Source organism: Paenibacillus sp. FSL H8-0168 (assembly GCF_038592955.1).
Lineage (GTDB): Bacteria > Bacillota > Bacilli > Paenibacillales > Paenibacillaceae > Paenibacillus > Paenibacillus polymyxa_B.
Map to the genome: position 1 here is coordinate 2,021,518 of NZ_CP151948.1, position 17,650 is coordinate 2,039,167.

18 protein-coding genes are annotated in these 17,650 nt (G+C 44.4%); 8 read left to right on the plus strand and 10 right to left on the minus strand.

What is annotated here, in order from left to right; genetic code table 11:
- The first annotated feature begins 15 nt into the window (after positions 1-15).
- Positions 16-1,005, plus strand: a complete 990-nt coding sequence (locus MHI21_RS09520) for an aldo/keto reductase family protein (protein WP_342419904.1) — start codon at positions 16-18, stop codon at positions 1,003-1,005.
- Positions 1,006-1,024: 19 nt separating this feature from the next.
- On the opposite strand, the gene MHI21_RS09525 is transcribed toward MHI21_RS09520, so the two are convergent.
- The 6 genes from MHI21_RS09525 to MHI21_RS09550 form a co-directional block, all read right to left on the minus strand.
- Positions 1,025-1,924 (minus strand): LysR substrate-binding domain-containing protein, encoded by a 900-nt coding sequence (locus tag MHI21_RS09525; protein ID WP_342419905.1) that lies wholly within the window; start codon positions 1,922-1,924, stop codon positions 1,025-1,027.
- Positions 1,925-1,997: 73 nt separating this feature from the next.
- Positions 1,998-3,035, minus strand: coding sequence for a M42 family metallopeptidase (locus MHI21_RS09530; protein ID WP_342419906.1), 1,038 nt, complete (start codon positions 3,033-3,035; stop codon positions 1,998-2,000).
- Positions 3,036-3,048: 13 nt separating this feature from the next.
- On the minus strand, positions 3,049-3,471 hold the full coding sequence (locus MHI21_RS09535) for a lipopolysaccharide assembly protein LapA domain-containing protein (RefSeq protein ID WP_069291631.1): 423 nt from the start codon (positions 3,469-3,471) through the stop codon (positions 3,049-3,051).
- A 56-nt stretch (positions 3,472-3,527) separates the two neighbouring features.
- Positions 3,528-5,324, minus strand: coding sequence for an oligoendopeptidase F (pepF, locus tag MHI21_RS09540; RefSeq protein WP_068940260.1), 1,797 nt, complete (start codon positions 5,322-5,324; stop codon positions 3,528-3,530).
- A gap of 199 nt (positions 5,325-5,523) precedes the next feature.
- Positions 5,524-5,712 carry a hypothetical protein gene (locus MHI21_RS09545; RefSeq protein WP_025715827.1) on the minus strand — a complete coding sequence of 63 codons (189 nt, stop codon included), beginning with the start codon at positions 5,710-5,712 and terminating at the stop codon, positions 5,524-5,526.
- Positions 5,713-5,719: 7 nt separating this feature from the next.
- A complete protein-coding gene (locus MHI21_RS09550) occupies positions 5,720-5,953 on the minus strand; it encodes a hypothetical protein (RefSeq protein ID WP_013309704.1) in 234 nt (77 codons plus the stop codon).
- Positions 5,954-6,126: 173 nt separating this feature from the next.
- Here MHI21_RS09550 and MHI21_RS09555 point away from each other — a divergent pair, with 173 nt between their 5' ends.
- The 5 genes from MHI21_RS09555 to MHI21_RS09575 all read left to right on the plus strand — a co-directional run bounded on the left by MHI21_RS09555 (position 6,127) and on the right by MHI21_RS09575 (position 10,587).
- Positions 6,127-6,324, plus strand: coding sequence for a cold shock domain-containing protein (locus MHI21_RS09555; protein ID WP_341161796.1), 198 nt, complete (start codon positions 6,127-6,129; stop codon positions 6,322-6,324).
- A 208-nt stretch (positions 6,325-6,532) separates the two neighbouring features.
- Positions 6,533-7,948 carry an MATE family efflux transporter gene (locus tag MHI21_RS09560; RefSeq protein WP_341161795.1) on the plus strand — a complete coding sequence of 472 codons (1,416 nt, stop codon included), beginning with the start codon at positions 6,533-6,535 and terminating at the stop codon, positions 7,946-7,948.
- A 237-nt stretch (positions 7,949-8,185) separates the two neighbouring features.
- Positions 8,186-9,265, plus strand: a complete 1,080-nt coding sequence (locus tag MHI21_RS09565; protein WP_061828604.1) for a tetraprenyl-beta-curcumene synthase family protein — start codon at positions 8,186-8,188, stop codon at positions 9,263-9,265.
- A 23-nt stretch (positions 9,266-9,288) separates the two neighbouring features.
- Positions 9,289-10,260, plus strand: a complete 972-nt coding sequence (gene pfkA, locus MHI21_RS09570; RefSeq protein ID WP_061828603.1) for a 6-phosphofructokinase — start codon at positions 9,289-9,291, stop codon at positions 10,258-10,260.
- A 117-nt stretch (positions 10,261-10,377) separates the two neighbouring features.
- The gene (locus tag MHI21_RS09575; protein WP_341161794.1) at positions 10,378-10,587 is read left to right on the plus strand and encodes a DUF3906 family protein; all 210 of its coding nucleotides are present in this window, start codon (positions 10,378-10,380) and stop codon (positions 10,585-10,587) included.
- Here the strand turns inward: MHI21_RS09575 and MHI21_RS09580 are convergent.
- The 4 genes from MHI21_RS09580 to MHI21_RS09595 form a co-directional block, all read right to left on the minus strand.
- Positions 10,584-11,954: an MATE family efflux transporter gene (locus MHI21_RS09580; RefSeq protein ID WP_341161793.1), complete on the minus strand. Its 1,371-nt coding sequence runs from the start codon at positions 11,952-11,954 to the stop codon at positions 10,584-10,586. The genes MHI21_RS09575 and MHI21_RS09580 overlap by 4 nt on opposite strands.
- Before the next feature lie 196 nt (positions 11,955-12,150).
- Positions 12,151-13,329 (minus strand): putative glycoside hydrolase, encoded by a 1,179-nt coding sequence (locus MHI21_RS09585; protein ID WP_342419907.1) that lies wholly within the window; start codon positions 13,327-13,329, stop codon positions 12,151-12,153.
- 216 nt (positions 13,330-13,545) lie between these two features.
- Positions 13,546-13,734 carry a hypothetical protein gene (locus tag MHI21_RS09590; RefSeq protein ID WP_080683009.1) on the minus strand — a complete coding sequence of 63 codons (189 nt, stop codon included), beginning with the start codon at positions 13,732-13,734 and terminating at the stop codon, positions 13,546-13,548.
- Between the two features lie 172 nt (positions 13,735-13,906).
- Entirely contained in the window at positions 13,907-14,728 is an 822-nt protein-coding gene (locus MHI21_RS09595; RefSeq protein ID WP_165175841.1) for a YitT family protein, read from the minus strand.
- 325 nt (positions 14,729-15,053) lie between these two features.
- Between MHI21_RS09595 and MHI21_RS09600 the strand changes: the two genes are divergently transcribed.
- Both MHI21_RS09600 and MHI21_RS09605 read left to right on the plus strand, forming a co-directional pair.
- The gene (locus MHI21_RS09600; RefSeq protein WP_342419908.1) at positions 15,054-16,643 is read left to right on the plus strand and encodes a DEAD/DEAH box helicase; all 1,590 of its coding nucleotides are present in this window, start codon (positions 15,054-15,056) and stop codon (positions 16,641-16,643) included.
- A gap of 223 nt (positions 16,644-16,866) precedes the next feature.
- Positions 16,867-17,628, plus strand: a complete 762-nt coding sequence (locus MHI21_RS09605) for a DUF624 domain-containing protein (protein WP_342419909.1) — start codon at positions 16,867-16,869, stop codon at positions 17,626-17,628.
- Positions 17,629-17,650 lie beyond the last annotated feature (22 nt).

Here is a 17,650-nt window from a genome sequence, read left to right on the forward strand (position 1 = left end):
AGGGAGGAATTGAAAATGGAATATCGTAAACTTGGAAAAAGTGGATTAATGGTAAGTGAGATCGCATTGGGAAACTGGATCACCCACGGTGCTCAAGTGGATGATACTATAGCGCAAGCCTGTGTAAACGCTGCACTAGACTCAGGGATTACCACGTTTGATACTGCTGATGTGTATTCGGATACCATGGCGGAAACGGTTTTAGGTCATTCTTTAAAGGGAATACGCCGTGAAAGTATTGAATTATGTACTAAGGTTTTTCATCCCACAGGTACCGGACAGAATGATAAAGGGCTGTCTCGCAAACATATCATGGAGGCCTGCCATGCTTCTCTTCGACGCCTGCAAACGGATTATATTGATGTATATTATGCACACCGTTTTGATCCAACCGTATCGCTTGAAGAAACTTTTTTGGCCTTATCCGACTTGGTGCGGCAAGGGAAGGTTTTGTATGTAGGAGTAAGCGAGTGGACAGCAGAGCAGATAAAGCAAGGAGCCGCTCTGGCTAAGGAATTAAAGGTCCCTTTCGTGGCAAGTCAGCCCCAATATTCCATGCTGTGGCGTGTCATTGAAGCTGAAGTGATTTCCGCTTGTGAGCAGGAAGGGATTGGGCAGGTGGTTTGGTCACCTCTGGCACAAGGTATTCTTTCTGGTAAATATGCAGCAGACAAGCCGTTACCCGAGGGATCAAGAGCTTCTACGACAGCAGGGTCACCATTTTTCGAACGTTTGGCTGGACAATGGTTACGTAAAGAAGTCCTTTTGGCAGTAAAGAAAATTCAGCCGATTGCAGAAGAATGCGGACTGACGCTACCCCAGCTTGCAGTCGCATGGGTTTTACAAAACCCGCAAGTGTCCTCAGCTATTATCGGTGCTTCCAAGCCCGAGCAAGTTAAAGAGAACGTAAAAGCCGCGGGTGTCCTTCTAGATGAGCAGGTCATGAGGCAATTGGATAGCATTTTAAATGGTGTTGTTGAACGTGATCCGAGAAAAACAGGTTAAGATATACGATCAAGGAGATTTACATGTCTAACTCTTCGTTACAAGCTGTTTCTTCAACCACTTCCAGAAAATGAGTCAGAACAGTTTCGTGTGTACCTGTTTTCCATGCAGCATAAAGTGGGATGGACGGAGACTCTTCTTGAAAGGAACGAAATACGACATCACTGCGTTGAAAGACAGAAACGGAAGAGGGGACAATGGAGATACCTATCCCGGCCGCTACCAAGTTAACGATCGTATACATTTGAACGGCTTCCTGTACGATTTGAGGCTGAAATCCGTGTTGTCCGCAAAAGTCCAGTATGAGATTATGAAAAGAAGCTCCCATATGAGGCGGAGACAGGATAAAAGATTCGTCCGCTAATGAACGTAAAGACAAGGTTGAATGGTGGTCTAACGGATGTGTTTGAGGAAGAACGGCCATGAGTGATTCATTGGTGTAAAGACGAGAAGTGATATGTATAGATGGATCTGCACAGCGCAGGAAGCCCACATGAACTTTGCCATCGTGTATAGCTTTCAGTTGTTGGACAGATGTCATTTCAAATAACGTAAGCTTCACATCTGGAAAACGCTCTCGGAATTTCTTCAAGGCATTAACCATCAGACTGCCAGAGGCTGAATCTACAAAAGCGATGGATAATTGTCCGAATTTCCCCTGACTTGCAAGCTGTGTGATCTTGATGGATCTTTCCAATTGTGCAACCATGTTTCTGGATTCTTCTAAAAATATCGCTCCTGCTGACGTAAGTCGAACTTGTCTCTTGGTTCGTTCTAAAAGCTTCACGCCAAGCTCTTCTTCAAGGCTTTGAATTTGTTGGCTCAAGGGAGGTTGGGTGATATTCAGTTTTTTGGCAGCACGGTTAAAATGCAGTTCTTCCGCTACTGCGATAAAGTAACGTAGTTTTTTTAGATCCATAGCTGTGATTTCCTTTCACTAAGCCTTCACCGACCTATTCTCCAGTGGAACAGGTCGGTTTTTATCGTTCGAATTAAACCATCACATAAGCTGCAAGCAGACGTGCAGTGTTCACCACGGCCTGCTTGTGCGTGCGCTCCATGGCATGGGAGGCGTGTACGCCAGGGCCGATCAACGCAGCACGGATGTTATTACCGGCTCTTAGTGCAGCCGAAGCGTCTGAACCGTAGTGCGGATAAATATCTACCGCATACGGAATATTCAGCTCTTTGGCAAGCTCAATCAGACGGGTCGTCATAGTATAGTCATAAGGTCCGGAGGAATCCTTGGCACAGATAGAAACATCCGTTTCCTTGCAGCTCAGATCTTCACCCATACAGCCCATGTCGACAGCTATCATCTCACTGATTCCTTCGGGTATGTAAGCCGCTCCGTGCCCCACTTCCTCATAGTTAGAAATGAGCAATTTAACGGTATGTCGAGGCTTCCAGTTTCCATGTACAGCAGATTCCAGTAAACCAAACAGTGCAGCTACACTAGCTTTATCATCCAGATGGCGTGACTTGATAAATCCACTGGGTGTTACGACTGGACGCGCATCGAACGAAATAAAATCGCCCACCGCAATACCGAGCTGAAGCACGTCTTCTTTTGACCCGACAAGCTCGTCAATCCGTACCTCCATATGGCTCTCTTTGCGCTCAAAGCTCCGTGCATCATCATAGACGTGCACGGATGGATGGCTGGACAGAATAGTGCCTGTATACGTTTGTCCGCTTCGGGTATGAATAAGGCAGTATTCGTTCTCAATGCTGTTCATCATGAAGCCGCCGACGGATGTCAGACGTAGGGTGCCTTGTGCTGTAATGGAACGCACCATTGCGCCCAATGTATCCACATGTGCGCTCAGCGCCATCGTATGGTCCTTTTCCTGACCTTTCAGAGTCAAGATGGCACCGCCTTTTGCGTTCCATTCGATTTGTACCCCGAGGCTTTCCGCTTCTTTACGAATCAGCTCCATCACATGGTGTGTATACCCACTGGGACTAGGTGTGTTCAGTAGCTGATTTAAAAAGTTCATCATATAATCTTCATTTAATTGAATCGTCATTTGTTGCTCCTCCTCATTTGGACAACCGATCAGGGTTAGAGGACGGTTGCTCTATATCTTGGTCGAATGTAGACCCTGTGCTGGAAGAACCCGTCGCGTTATAGGTCACATCCGCGTTTGCTTCCACCGTGGATGTGTGCTCTTCTTGTAGTGTATGAAGCTGAGTAGTCAGACGTTTAATCTCTCTCTGAAGCCTATATTGGCGGAAAATACCGAAAGAACCGACAATAAGTCCACCTAGAAGAGTGCAACCAAGAATAAGCAAAATCAAAGGAATGCTAACCATACTGAATAGAAGGTTCACTTGAACCGAATTCACATTAATAACAGCAAATACAGCTGTTAACAAAGCAATAACAAGAGCTGCGATCAAAGACCATTGTGTTTTCAAAATGCCACCTCCTCCCGTTACATTATAAAATCCCTTGCCCGCCATGGACAAGGGATTTATCCGTGCATCATTTCAATGCTGGATTTTAAGTGCGCACGGTTTTACTTTCCTTCAGTTAGCTTTTCCATTTCTGTAATGACTTCTTCGAATACGCTCATCGCTTCGCGGATCGGCTGCGGAGAGGACATGTCAACGCCAGCTTTTTTCAAAATATTGATTGAATAATCACTGCCACCACTCTTCAAGAAGCCCAAGTAACGGTCAACGGCTGGTTGGCCTTCTTCCAGAATCTGTTTCGAGAAACTAGTTGCTGCCGAGAAGCCAGTAGCATATTTGTAGACATAAAAACTGTTATAAAAATGAGGGATACGTGCCCATTCCATTTCAATGTCTTTGTCTACCTTCATACCAGGCCCGTGATATTTCACATTCAGATCATAGTAAATCTCTGATAAAAGCTGCGGTGTAAGGGATTCCCCCTGTTCAGCGCGTTCATGTACAATTTTCTCAAATTCCGCAAACATGGTTTGACGGAATACCGTTGTGCGGAATTGATCTGCATAGTAGGTGAGAAGGTACATTTTCTCTTTCGGATCGGTTGATTTGTTCAGCAGGTAGTCCATTAGCAATGCTTCATTGGTTGTGGATGCCACTTCAGCCAGGAAAATGGTGTACTGTGCATCTCTATACTTCAATGCGTTGTCTGAATAGTACGAATGCAACGCATGCCCCATTTCATGAGCAAGTGTGAACATGCTGTTCAGGTTATCTTTATGGTTCAGCAGCACATATGGGTGGGTACCATAAGCTCCCCAACTGTATGCACCAGTACGTTTGTTTTCGTTTTCGTATACATCAATCCAGCGCTCATCATAGCCTTTTTGCAACGAAGCCAGATAGTCCGCGCCCAGTGGCTTAAGGCCTTCCTTTGTTTGCTTTTTGGCGTCTTCATACGTAATGTCCATCTTGTATTCGTCCACAAGTGGAGCGAACAAATCATACATATGGAGCTCATCCACACCTAACAACTTTTTACGCAGCTTGATGTAGCGATGGAGCAGGGGCAAGCTTTCATGAATGGTATCAATGAGATTCGTATACACTTCCTTCGGAATATTGTCACCGTACAGTGACATTTCCAGTACAGAAGGGTATTTGCGAACACGAGAATAAAAAATATTTTTGTTTACATTGGCACTTAGTGTAGAAGCAATTGTATTTTTATTTTTGGCATATGTGTCATATACCGCTTTAAAAGCACGTTCGCGAACTTCGCGGTGCGGACTTTCAAGGAATTGAATGTAGCTGCCATGAGTCAGCTCAACCTCTTTGCCGTTTTCATCCTTAATTTTTGGAAACTTCAGATCGGCATTGTTGAGCATGCCAAAAATCGTTTGCGGGGCTTGAGCCAGATTGCCAACCTGAGCGAGCAACGCTTCTTCTGTCTTGCCCAGAATATGTGCTTTTTCCCGCTTCATTTCTTGAAGTGTAAACCGATAATCTGCAAGCTTCGGATCTTCAATGAAGGCATCGAGCTGATGATCCGGCAATGCCAAAATTTCAGGCGTCACGAAAGAAAGAGACTCACTAACCTCAACGCCTAATTTTTTGGCTTTTTGCGAAAGACCCTGGTATGTAGGTTCAGCTGTATCCTCATCATGATGCAGATGTGCGTACACATATACACGCTCGGTTTTAAGCGACAATTCATCTTCCAATTTAAAGCAGCTGCCAATCGACTCTGCTGAATTGAGCTTACCTTGGAATTGTTCAGCCTTTTTGGCTAGTTGTTTGACTTCTTCGTATTCTTGATCCCATGCTTTGCGGTTGGGAAACAAATCTTCCAGTTTCCATGTATTTTCCACTGGCGCATCAGCGCGTTTTACAATTTCACTCATGGAGAGCCTCCTCTGATCGAACGTAATGTGGGGTAGAGCTGCGGCAGTAAGGGACGGATGCCAAAACGAAGAAACCGCCACGCTTACCGTAAGCAGCAGGGCAAGAGGTTTTACAGGATGCATGTAACGGCAGATCCTCCTTATACCATGGCTTGTTATGCCATAGTATGACCTCTTACGCCCGAAAGTATAATTTTCCTTACTGTGGGTTGGAACCTATATTTAATAAGCTGTATACAATGAGATAAAAGGCAAGGCAAACCATGATTACAGCAGTGAGGGCCATCCACTTTTTGAGAGGAGTCGGTATCGTATCACGCTTCATGATCAGCACTCCGCCCAGCGTGAAGGCCAGAATAATGAAGATGAGATAGCTGTTGGACACCATGAATAGGCTAGACCTGTTTGAAAGCGTTCATGATCCGCTGCCACTCTTCCTCATTATCTTGAAAGGACTGCTTGGGAAACCGATTTTGAGCCCAATGCATTAGCGCCGGACGGCTTAAAAACGTGTGGGCTTCCTCGCCCCAATCATCGGATATTTCCCGTAGAACGATGTAACGGCCCTGCACCTCGACAGTCATCATGTTCCAATTGTCTTTTTTGTATATTTCGTGTTTTTTCATCATATGCATGTCTCCGATTTTATAGATGTTTTGGTTCATGATACCGCAGTTTCCGCCGCAAAAGCAAATCATTCCAGCCCGAAAAACCCGGAAAAACATCAATTGCATTGTGAAAAAGCATGAAGTATAATATGGATATTCGCCATAGATGGCGGTATTTCTAGGAGGTTGTTCACTTGAAAGGTACAGTTAAATGGTTTAACGCAGAAAAAGGTTATGGCTTCATTCAAATGGATGGTGGCGAGGACGTATTCGTACATTTCTCTGCAATCCAAGGCGACGGCTTTAAAACTTTGGACGAAGGTCAAGCGGTTGAATTCGAAATTACTGAAGGTAACCGTGGACCCCAAGCAGCTAACGTAATCAAACTGTAAGTGTAACTGAATTGTAAGAATGGTTCCGTTTCTACGGATGTCTTATATATTACGGTTAAACTATGAATTGAGAGCGCAGTTCCTTTAATTTAAGGGACTGCGCTTTTTTGCGTAAATACGTTTATGATATGAGAAGATTGAGCAGGAATAGGGTATTATACGTAATAAAACTAGGCAGAAGACATTTCAAATTGAAGGAGTTGAGAAAATGAGTGCAGCAGAGGCTAGTCGTAAGCCTTCCCTGATTGAAGGTCCTATTGCCAAAACGCTGTTTATGTTCTCTTTGCCGATGCTGTTCGGAAACATTCTGCAATCCCTGAATGGAACGATCAATTCGATCTGGGTGGGGAAGTTTCTGGGAGAAGCCGCATTGACTGCCGCTTCCAACGGAAATATTATAATGTTTTTTCTTATCAGTTCGATTTTTGGCGTTACCATGGCTGCCACTATTATGATCGGACAAAATATCGGAGCAGGAGACGTAGCTGAAACCAAGCGTATAGTAGGTACAAGTGCAGTCTTTTTTCTGGTGCTCGCTTTTGCTATAGGTATTATCGGATTTTTGAGTGCGCCTTGGATTCTTCATGTACTCAATACACCTGCCGAATCAGTGGATATGGCGATCACGTATACGCGTATTATTTTCGCAGGCATGCCCTTTTTGTACGGCTATAACTACATAATGACTGTAATGAGAGGGGCTGGAGATTCCAAAACACCATTTTATTTTCTGATCGTTTCCGTCGTACTGGATGTACTACTCAACCCGCTGTTAATATTCGGATGGGGACCGATTCCCGCTATGGGCATTGGAGGTTCCGCTACTGCTACCCTGATCGCTCAAGGGATCAGCTTTGTTTTGATCCTCATTTACCTATATCGAGTAAAATATTTTTTGCGCATTACATCTTCAGAGCTTCATTTACTCAGATTTGATTGGAAGATTATTTGGACCCTAATCCGTAAGGGAGTGCCGATGGGGTTGCAAATGATTGCTGTCTCCACCAGCGCGATTGCTTTAATGAATCTGATTAACGGCTACGGGACAGTGGCAGCAGCAGCTTATACAGCAGCCAATAATTTGTCGAGCTATGTGCAGATGCCAGCAATGGCGTTAGGTGCAGCTGTATCTTCCTTTGCCGCTCAAAATATCGGAGCCGGACGTTGGGATCGAGTGCGCATGACAACCTGGATTGGGATTGTGTATAATTTTGTGTTGACAGGTGGAGCTGTGGTATTAATTTACGTGTTTAACCGTCAGGCCTTGCTCATGTTCCTTCCATCTACGGGGGGTGCATTGGAATTGGGAATGCGGATTAATATGATCACCTTGTGGTCTTTTGTTATATTCGGTGTTACCAATGTCATTACAGGTGTTGTTCGATCAACGGGTTCCGTCATGATACCGCTTTTAATTACCATTATTTCATTATGGGGTATTCGTATACCTTTGGCCTATGTATTTGTCAATGAGTATGGTCTAGATGCTGTATGGTGGAGCTTCCCTGTTGGTTTTGCTATTTCTGCCGTAGCAGTCATTTACTATTATGCTTTCGGGAAATGGAAGCAGGCAAGCATGGGAGAGGGAATCCAAGCCATGAAGCCCGCAGAGGACAAGGGATAGGTAGGCCATTTATACTATTTGCGATTAAAGTCTTATAAGGATAGATTTTGTGTAACTCCTATTTTTGACTAATAAAACATTACAGGTATAAAATTCTTTTTGTAAGAATAGCTCATTTTCTTGAATTTTAAAGAAAAAAGTGAGGTTGTTCATTTGTGCTAAAAGGACGATCATATTATAATGGATATGGTTTGGATAGGTATAATTACGTAGACAACAATGTGGAGGCACCGTCATTTGAGTTATGTTGAGCAAGGACGTTATCAAGTACCGAGAGGCCCCATAGGTCTAATGAGCCGAATGTACAAGCACATTCTCCCTGAAACGAAACTAGAATTGAGTAACTGGAAGAGCAAGGCCGAACAAATTCCGGACCCTGAGCTGCGAAGCCAGGCGCTTGCGAGCATAGCGGATAAGACATTTCACTGCGTGGGTGGAGCGGTTTATGCCGCTGCCAATATGTCTGCCCGGCAGACGCTAATTCCGCTGATCGTAGCGTATCAGACCATTAGTGATTATCTGGACAACCTGTGTGATCGCAGTACGTCCATGGACCCGGATGATTTCAGGCTACTGCATCAGGCTATGCTGGATGCGGTTAATCCGACGGCTAGGCCAGTGAATTATTATGAGTTGCGTCGTGAGCAGGAGGATGGCGGTTATTTGACCAGGCTGGTGACAACCTGTCAGTCTTGTGTAAGCAGGCTTCCGGGCTATGAGGCGGCCATGCCTTACGTTCAGGATTTGGCGCGATTATACACGGATTTGCAAGTATACAAGCATATTAAACCCGAGCTGCGGGAACAAGCGCTTTTGGATTGGTGGTCGCTTCATAAAGACCGTACACCAGAGTTGCGCTGGAATGAGTTTGCTGCGGCTACCGGTTCAACTCTGGGGGTCTTTATGCTGTTTCTTGCTGCCAGCGACCAGCATCTGACAGATGCAGGGGCTGCCTCAATACATGCATCGTATTTTCCACATGTGTGCAGTCTTCATATTTTGCTGGATTATCTAATCGATCAAGACGAAGACCGGAAGGGCGGAGATCTTAACTTTTGCAATTATTATGAAGATACCGACATGGTGCTAGACCGGATCGCCTACGTTGTGAATCGGGCGCGGGCTGATATTGCAGATGTCCCTGCCAGCTCCTTTCACCGGATGATTATCGAGGGATTGCTGGCTTTATATTTATCCGACCCTAAAGTTAGCGAGCAGCAGGACGTTCGCGCTGTTTCGAGACGTTTAATGAAAAATAGTCCGCTCATGCGTTTGTTTTTCTTATTAAACAGTCGATGGATAAGAAGGCTTATATGATTATTTTGAGGAGGTCATAAATCATGACAGCAGTTAAGAAAATTGCAGTATTAACAAGTGGTGGAGATTCACAAGGGATGAACGCGGCAGTTCGCGCCGTCGTACGTAGCGGATTGTATTTTGGACTGGAAGTATTCGGGATTCAACGTGGTTATCAAGGCCTTTTGAACGACGATATTTTTCCAATGGATCTGAGAAGCGTCGGAGATATCATCCAACGTGGGGGAACTGTACTTCAATCTGCAAGATGCCTGGAATTTACGACTGAAGAAGGGCAGAAAAAAGGCGCTCAAATTTTGCGTAACCGTGGAATTGACGGCGTAGTCGTGATTGGTGGCGACGGTTCCTACCAAGGAGCTAACAAACTGACCAAGCAAGGCATTAAAACGATGTGTCTTCCGGGTACGATTGACAATGACATTTCCTTCACGGACTACACTATTGGTTTTGATACGGCGGTTAGTATCGTAGTGGACGCAATCAACAAGCTGCGTGATACGATGTCATCCCATGAACGTTCTTCTATCGTGGAAGTTATGGGACGTCATTGTGGTGATATTGCTCTGCATGCAGGTCTGGCTTCTGGCGCAGAAACGATTTTGGTGCCTGAGGTAGAATTTGACCTGAACGAAGTATCCGACCGGATGAAACAAAACTTTAAGCATGGTAAACGCCACAGTATCATTATCGTTGCTGAGGGTGTAGGCAAAGGCGAAACAGTAGCACAAGTTATCCAAGAAAACTGTCCGGATTATGAGCCTCGTGTTACAGTGCTTGGACACATCCAACGTGGAGGCACACCAACAGCGTTTGACCGCAACCTGGCGAGCCGTTTGGGTGACTTTGCTGTTCGCCAATTGATCGAGGGCATATCTGACAAGGCTTGCGGAATGATCGACGGTAAGCTGGTAGCTACAGATATTGACAAGGTTGTAAATACCAAAAAAGATTTCAATATGGAGCTTTATGAGCTGGCCTTGCGTTTGTCCCAATAATAAGAGCCTTTATGTAAAATAGATCGGCTCTGATATTGGAAATGATCAAAATTATGCGGATGACCCGAGTCATCCGCTATTTTTTTAGCTTTGAGTCCTATCAGGAGGTAGTCATATATGTACCTATTCAAAATCGAAGTGGACAGTTCGGAAGGAGCGCTGACCGTCATTATCGCTGCTGAAAATGAAGAACAGGCATTTGAAGAGATTGAACAACATGTGGAGAGACACTTTCTATATCCTCCCAAGCTGAACGAAGTGGCTATTGTGGAGAAAAAACGAATAACTTTAGGCGCAGCATATGTAATCGAGACACGCAAAGGCTAAATAGCCTCTGCGTGTTGTTTTTTTTCGGCGAAACGACGTTGTACTCTCACCAGACGCCAGAGAAGTAAAATAGCGCCTACAGCCAACCCTGTTATCAAACCGATCCAGTAGCCGTAGGGCCCCAATGAAGTCCAGCGTGCCAGTATATATCCTACAGGAAGCCCAATGACCCAATAGGAGAGGAATGTGAGTAAAAAGGCTGGATTGACGTCTTTATACCCGCGTAGCGCACCTTGTGTAGGTGTAGCGACAGCATCAGATATCTGAAAGAAAATCGCATAGATTAGAAAATGCTGTGCCAATTGAATGACCTGCGGATCGGTGGAGTAAAGTCGAGCGACCTGTTCACCCCAGATAAGCAGTACAATAGCTGTAATCAGTGATAGACCTACTGCGCTGCTAATCCCCATTACACTATAAGCTTTGGCATCCCGCGGACGAGCAGCCCCTGTTTCATAGCCAACTAGAATCGTAAGTGCCATGCAAATGCTGAGTGGAATCATGTACAGCGTAGATGCAAAGTTCATGGCGGCCTGATGTGCGGCTATGGTAGCTGTATTATAGCTACTCATGAAGAGAGTGACGGCTGAAAAGACGGCAGTCTCAAAAAATATAGCAAATCCAATCGGTACGCCAATCTTGATGAGCTCTTTCAAAGCACCAGCGGCAATCCCGTATATTTTGCTGAAGATTCGATATTCGGTAAATATTTTTCCACGATGCGTAGTGATACCGGCGACCAGCATGATGATCCAGTAGGTGGTTGCCGTTGCCACCCCGGAGCCTACACCCCCCAGACGCGGAAAACCCCAGTTTCCATAAATAAGTAGATAGTTCAACAATACATTAATGGGTAACGACATGAGCGTGATGAACATCGTAAAGCGGGTTTGTCCCAATGCATCCATAAAGCTTCGGAGCACAGTGTAGGCAAATAGAGGAACAATCCCGAAAGCCATCGCACAAAGATAGTACAGGGCCACATTATGAACTCTCAATTCCAAATTCATACCGTTCAAAATAGGCTTGACCAAAATGATGCCAGCAATCAAAACGACCATAGACAGGGCGAGAGAGAGCCAAAGTGCTTGAATGACATAGTAGGAGACTTTATCTTTGCGCTGTGCTCCTACCAATTGAGATACAATGGGCGTGATAGCCATAAGTATTCCGTTAAGGCCTGTTTGTACAGGAACCCATAGGCTTACTCCAATGGCTACTCCAGCCAGATCGGCAGGGGAAAAGTGTCCCGACATATTCGTATCAAAAAAAGTCATGGCAGATAGTGCAAGCTGGGTAATCAGGATAGGGAACAAAATGTAGAAAAGTTGCTTCCATTTCTGTCCCGTTGTTAGAGTCAATTGCATTTTTGTTTTCCTCATTTACTAGGGATTGATTATTCGTATGTATCATAACATGTAAGTATTTATTGTAAGGGATACCGCTACATTTGAACAGTAATAAAAAAGACTGCACCCGTTCGCAAAACAACGGGACAGCCTTCGAAATGATTATATAATTTCTAGATTTTATATAAAATAATAAAAAGTCCGGAGAGATAAATTATTTGTATGTTACTCCGCTAGTATAGCGGTTTGTGGCATTCCAAAGTAGATATTCATCCACTTTCATTTCCTTAAGCGCTCGAATTTGGTCCTCTACTTGAGTTTTTCCATACTTAGCATAATGTCCGCTCCCCAACCAACTTGCGGTAAAATCCTGGATCCAAGGACGAATAATTGGCTTTAGCTTGCCCGTCGGATCGAGCTTTTTGTGTGTATCGGCCATGGAGCCTTTAATCGTCTGGTATGGATTCTTATCGGGGTCTTTTACACCGAACCAGCCTGTGGTGTAGTGACTTGGATAAACCATGGGCGAAATGACATCCACATTTTCGGAGATTTTAGTGAAATCCTGTCCGATCCCCTCCGCAGCAGGAACGGATGCGGCATATCCGAAAATATCTACCGATACTCGTACACCTAATGGAGCAAGCTCTTTACGGGCATATTGTACGAATTCAGCGACTGCATCCGAGCGAGATTGATCTGATTTGGTATATTTCAGCTTGTCTGCTCTTTTCTCAAAGCCTTCGGGGAAACGTACATAGTCAAATTGAATTTCCTTAAAACCAAGTTTGGCTGCTTCCCTAGCGATGGCGATATTATAATCCCATACTTCTTTATTATAGGGATTGACGAACCCGTCTCCTTTGCCGTTTTTCCAGACAGAGCCGTCAGGGTTACGGAAAGACATCTCGGGATTTTTGTTGGCCAGTACCGTATCTTTAAATACGACAATACGAGCAATCGGGTAAACATTATGCTTTTTCAATCGGTCCATCAAACCGGAAATATCCCGAATGAATTTTTGCGGCTTGCCCAATTTGAGCAGCTCGGGATTGGTCGTTGGATAAGTGATGTAACCTGCATCGTCTTTAATATCAATAACCATGGAATTGAGCTCTGTCTTGTCAAGCAGTTCAAGCAGCTGAGTCATACGCGAACCGCCTGCGCTATAAGCCGTGACATAGATACCCTTGATAGCAGGAGTCGTCGGTTGTGGGTCAATTTTAACTGGAGGATTGGAGGCATCCACCTTCATATTATTGTGCTGAGCCTGGATCATGGCGCTACTAATTGTTGTTGCCACCGTATCTTTTACATTTGGAGCGTTGGCTGACTGATCGCCGTTTCCGCCTATCCCCATCGCCAATAGCATAATTGCCCAAATCATATTCATTTCCTAACTCTCTCCCTTATGTATGTCGCTTACCTGATTATACGTAAAGTTATGTATCGAAAAACAACACGCTTGTAACCAATACTGGAATCATCAGGCACAGTCTTACATGATTAACCCAACCCGTGTTCATTGAATCCATAAAAATGCATAAATAATGCCGCTCTCTTCGCGGTTGTAGATGTAACCGGAAGAAGCGGCACTTGGTAAAGAAATTTATTGAAGATAATTATTGTCTTGATGCTCGCAAATACTGTACTGAATAATTTCTAGCGCATCCGTTGGCTTGAGTATGGCCATCCCGTCCCGAAGCACAATCATCGAGTTCAGCTCATCCTTTTTGAGAGAAGGGAGCATTTCCGGGTACCATCTTAAGACAATGTCGGACAGTTTTACCGTTTCCATTTCCACAAAAATCACCCTTTCCTGCTCGGAATCATTCCAAAAGAATCATTCAATACGATTCGGAAAAGCAAAGTGCCTGTGAAATAGCAGGTAAAGCTGGTCTTTATATACTATGGGAACAGCGCACATATAGTGTACCACAGAAACTGTATTTTGACACTTGGGTTTGTGCTTATCTTCGGCGAAATGAACCCATCACCCCAACCGTTTCCACAATATTGACAAAAGCTGAAGGGTCCACTTCTTTAATGATCCGTTTTAATTCAACTAGCTCGTAGCGTGTCGTGACAGTCATCAGCATGTCCTTTTCGGTATGTGAAAATGCGCCTTCAATTTTTATTTTGCTAACACCGCGTGGTGTGGTCAACATCCGCTCCAGTAGCTTGTCGGTGTGTTCTGTAATAATGTAGACGGTAATCTTCGTGTGACTGACATAGATTTGATCCAATACCTTGCCAGTCACAAAAATAGATAGCATGGACGCAAGTGCAATATTCCAATCATCGTTCAAATATCCTGCTGCAAGAATGACCAGTCCATTCATGCCAACAAGTACAGTTCCTACGGGGAAGTCACGATAACGAGTGACGATGGAACCGATAATGTCAAAACCGCCCGTTGAACCCCCTACCCGAAAGGAAATTCCTGCTCCAACGCCGATCATCACCCCACCAAAAACGGAGGCTAGCAGGGGGTCCGACACGACAGATTGCACCGGCACCCAGGCCAAAATCCACGTTGTAACGACAACGGATAAAATGCTCAGGCTAATAAAACGCTTGCCTAAAATAAACCAGCCTGCAATAAGCATCGGAATATTGATAATAAAATACATCGCGCTGATATCAAATTTTGTGAAGTAGCCGATTAACATGGAAAGACCGGCTACTCCCCCGCTCAGCAAGTGGTGTGGCACGAGAAACAGATTAAAACCGCATGCAATGGCAGCGGCTCCAAGAATGACAATTAAGCAGTTTAACACTATTTTTAACAACTTATTTTCACCTCATTTAAATTATACGGGAAGCAACTTGCTGGTATTCATGAATTGTTCTGTGCTATAATGCGATGTGGATATTCTTGAGTAGGGACCTATGTCCAGAGAAACACTTAAAATTTAAACTGTTTTAAAAAGGATAAATTCGTTTAAGATGTATCGGATAGGTTCCCCAAATTCATTACAGAAAGATACAGTTATAGGTCTAAATAAACTGTCACTGTATTGGGGAAAACTTATACAATAATATCGCTACTTAAGAATACAGACAACATTGTGGATTGTCCACCACATCCACCATTATGAAGGAGTTTGAATAAATTTGACGACATTTGCAGAATTTGATCTTGAACCGAAAGTAATTCAGGCGATTACAGAACTGGGCTTTGAAGAAGCAACACCAATTCAATCCCAATCCATCCCGATTGCACTGCAAGGCAGAGACATGATTGGCCAAGCCCAAACAGGTACTGGTAAAACCGCTGCGTTTGGTATTCCGCTGATTAACAAAATTTCTAGAAGCGACGAAAAAATCAGAGCCCTGATCATGGCACCAACACGTGAGCTTGCTATCCAGGTAGCTGAAGAAATCGAAAAACTTTCCCGTTTCAAAGGTCTTCGTACTTTGCCAATCTATGGTGGACAAGATATCGTACGCCAGATTCGTGCTTTGAAAAAGAAACCTCAAATTATTATTGGTACGCCAGGACGCTTGCTTGACCATATTAATCGCAAAACCATCAAGCTGGAAGATGTAAACACAGTTGTTTTGGATGAAGCAGATGAAATGTTGGATATGGGCTTCATGGAAGATATTCAATCCATTCTGAAGCAAGTTCCAGACGAGCGTCAAACGATGCTTTTCTCGGCTACAATGCCTCCTAATATTAAAAGATTGGCTGAGCAATTCCTCAAAAATCCTGAGCATGTTTCAGTTATTCCTAAACAAGTTAGTGCTCCACTGATTGATCAGGCCTATATCGAAGTTCCTGAGCGTCAAAAATTCGAAGCATTGAGCCGTTTGATCGACATGGAATCCCCAGAACTTGCTATCGTATTTGGTCGTACAAAGCGTCGGGTAGACGAGCTGGCTGAAGCTCTGCAAAAACGCGGATATTCTGCAGACGGTTTACACGGTGACTTGTCTCAAAACCAACGTGATGCTGTAATGCGTAAATTCCGTGACGGAAGCATCGACGTGCTCGTAGCGACTGACGTAGCTGCCCGTGGTTTGGACGTTTCCGGCGTAACTCACGTTGTGAACTTTGACCTTCCGCAAGATCCAGAAAGCTATGTTCACCGTATTGGACGTACTGGACGTGCAGGTAAAGAAGGGGAAGCTTGGTCTTTCGTAACGCCTCGTGAAATTGACCATTTGCACTTTATCGAACGTGTAACTCGTCACCGCATTCCACGCAAGCCGCTTCCAACGTTGGCTGAAGCTCTGGAAGGTAAACAACGTATCATTGCTGAACGTCTCCTAGAAGCTGTAGAAAGCGGTGAGCTGAACGAATATAAAGGTTTGGCTATTCAAATGCTGGAGCAATATGATTCTGTACAACTTCTCTCTGCAGCTCTGAAGCTGATGACTGGTGAGAAGAGAGAAGCATCGATTGAACTGACTCCAGAAGATCCAATCCGTGCAAAACGTCGTAAACCAGACGTGCGTTCTGGCGGTCGCAAGCCTTCTAACTATAGCGGTCGCAGCAACGGTGGTTACAATTCCAGCCGTTCTGGCGGTAGCGGCGGTAGTGGAAGCAAAGGTGGATATGGCGGTTACAACCGTGGCAAAGAAGGCGGTGGCTACAACCGTGATTCCGGAAGCCGCTACAGTGGAGATCGCAAACCACGCCCGAGCAGCAATGGAGAAACTCGTCGTCCTGCAAGACGTGAAGATTCCTCTTCCGAATAAGAAATGAAATAATGAAAAGTCGAAGCAGATGAAGCTTCGGCTTTTTTGTTATGATTGAATCAGTATGTATGAACCTTTTAGCAATCTGCTTTAATGAGGCACTTATTGATTTCACTGGCGCATTAGGGCTGAAATACGGTATGATATAGCCAAGAGCCGGAATTTATAGGTATAGCAACATGAGTCTTGGAACTGCCAAGGCTTGCGGAGGGAGAGACTGACATTGGAGTTTAAAGGAGCTATGGGTGGTATTTACCGCCTGACCGAGTGGATTACCCGACTGGCGGCTACAAATTTGTTATGGGTGTTATGTTCGTCGCCTTTTGTGTTCTGCCTCATACTGAAACTACTTGTAATGAATCAGAATTTGGCTAATGAATCTTTACAAATGAATTGGGCGATGGCTGTTTTGGCACCGCTTACTTTGTTTCCAGCCACATCGGCTATGTTCACAGTGGTTCGCAAATGGGTAATGGGGGATACCGATACAGGCGTGTTTCGTACCTTTTTTAAAGGGTACAAAGAGAACTATAAGCAGAGTCTGATCGGGGGTATCTTTTACACGTTACTGTTTGTCATCATGTATGTGGATTATACCGTATATATGACACAACTCAGCAACTTGCAAATTGTCGGCGTAATTATGCTTATTCTTATCATTATTTTGCTTGTGTCTATGTTTAACTTCTTTTCGATGGTGGCTCATTATCATATGTCTACCGGACAAATTATTAAAAATGCGGTGTTACTGACGCTGATTCGACCATTTCGTGTATTTTCTACCCTGCTCGGCAGCGCTGTTGTTATATTTATCGGAGTCAAATATCCTGTGCTTTTCCTATTCTTCATCGGCAGCGTAGTTGCCTGGTTCGCTTTCTTTAATTTTTATGGAACATTCCTTAAAATGCAGGATCAAATGGAAAAGATGAAGCAGAAAGATGAAGATACGGTAAGCATTGAAGACAAGAAAAGTGATAACCTCTAAAAATAAAACATATTTCTCCTAG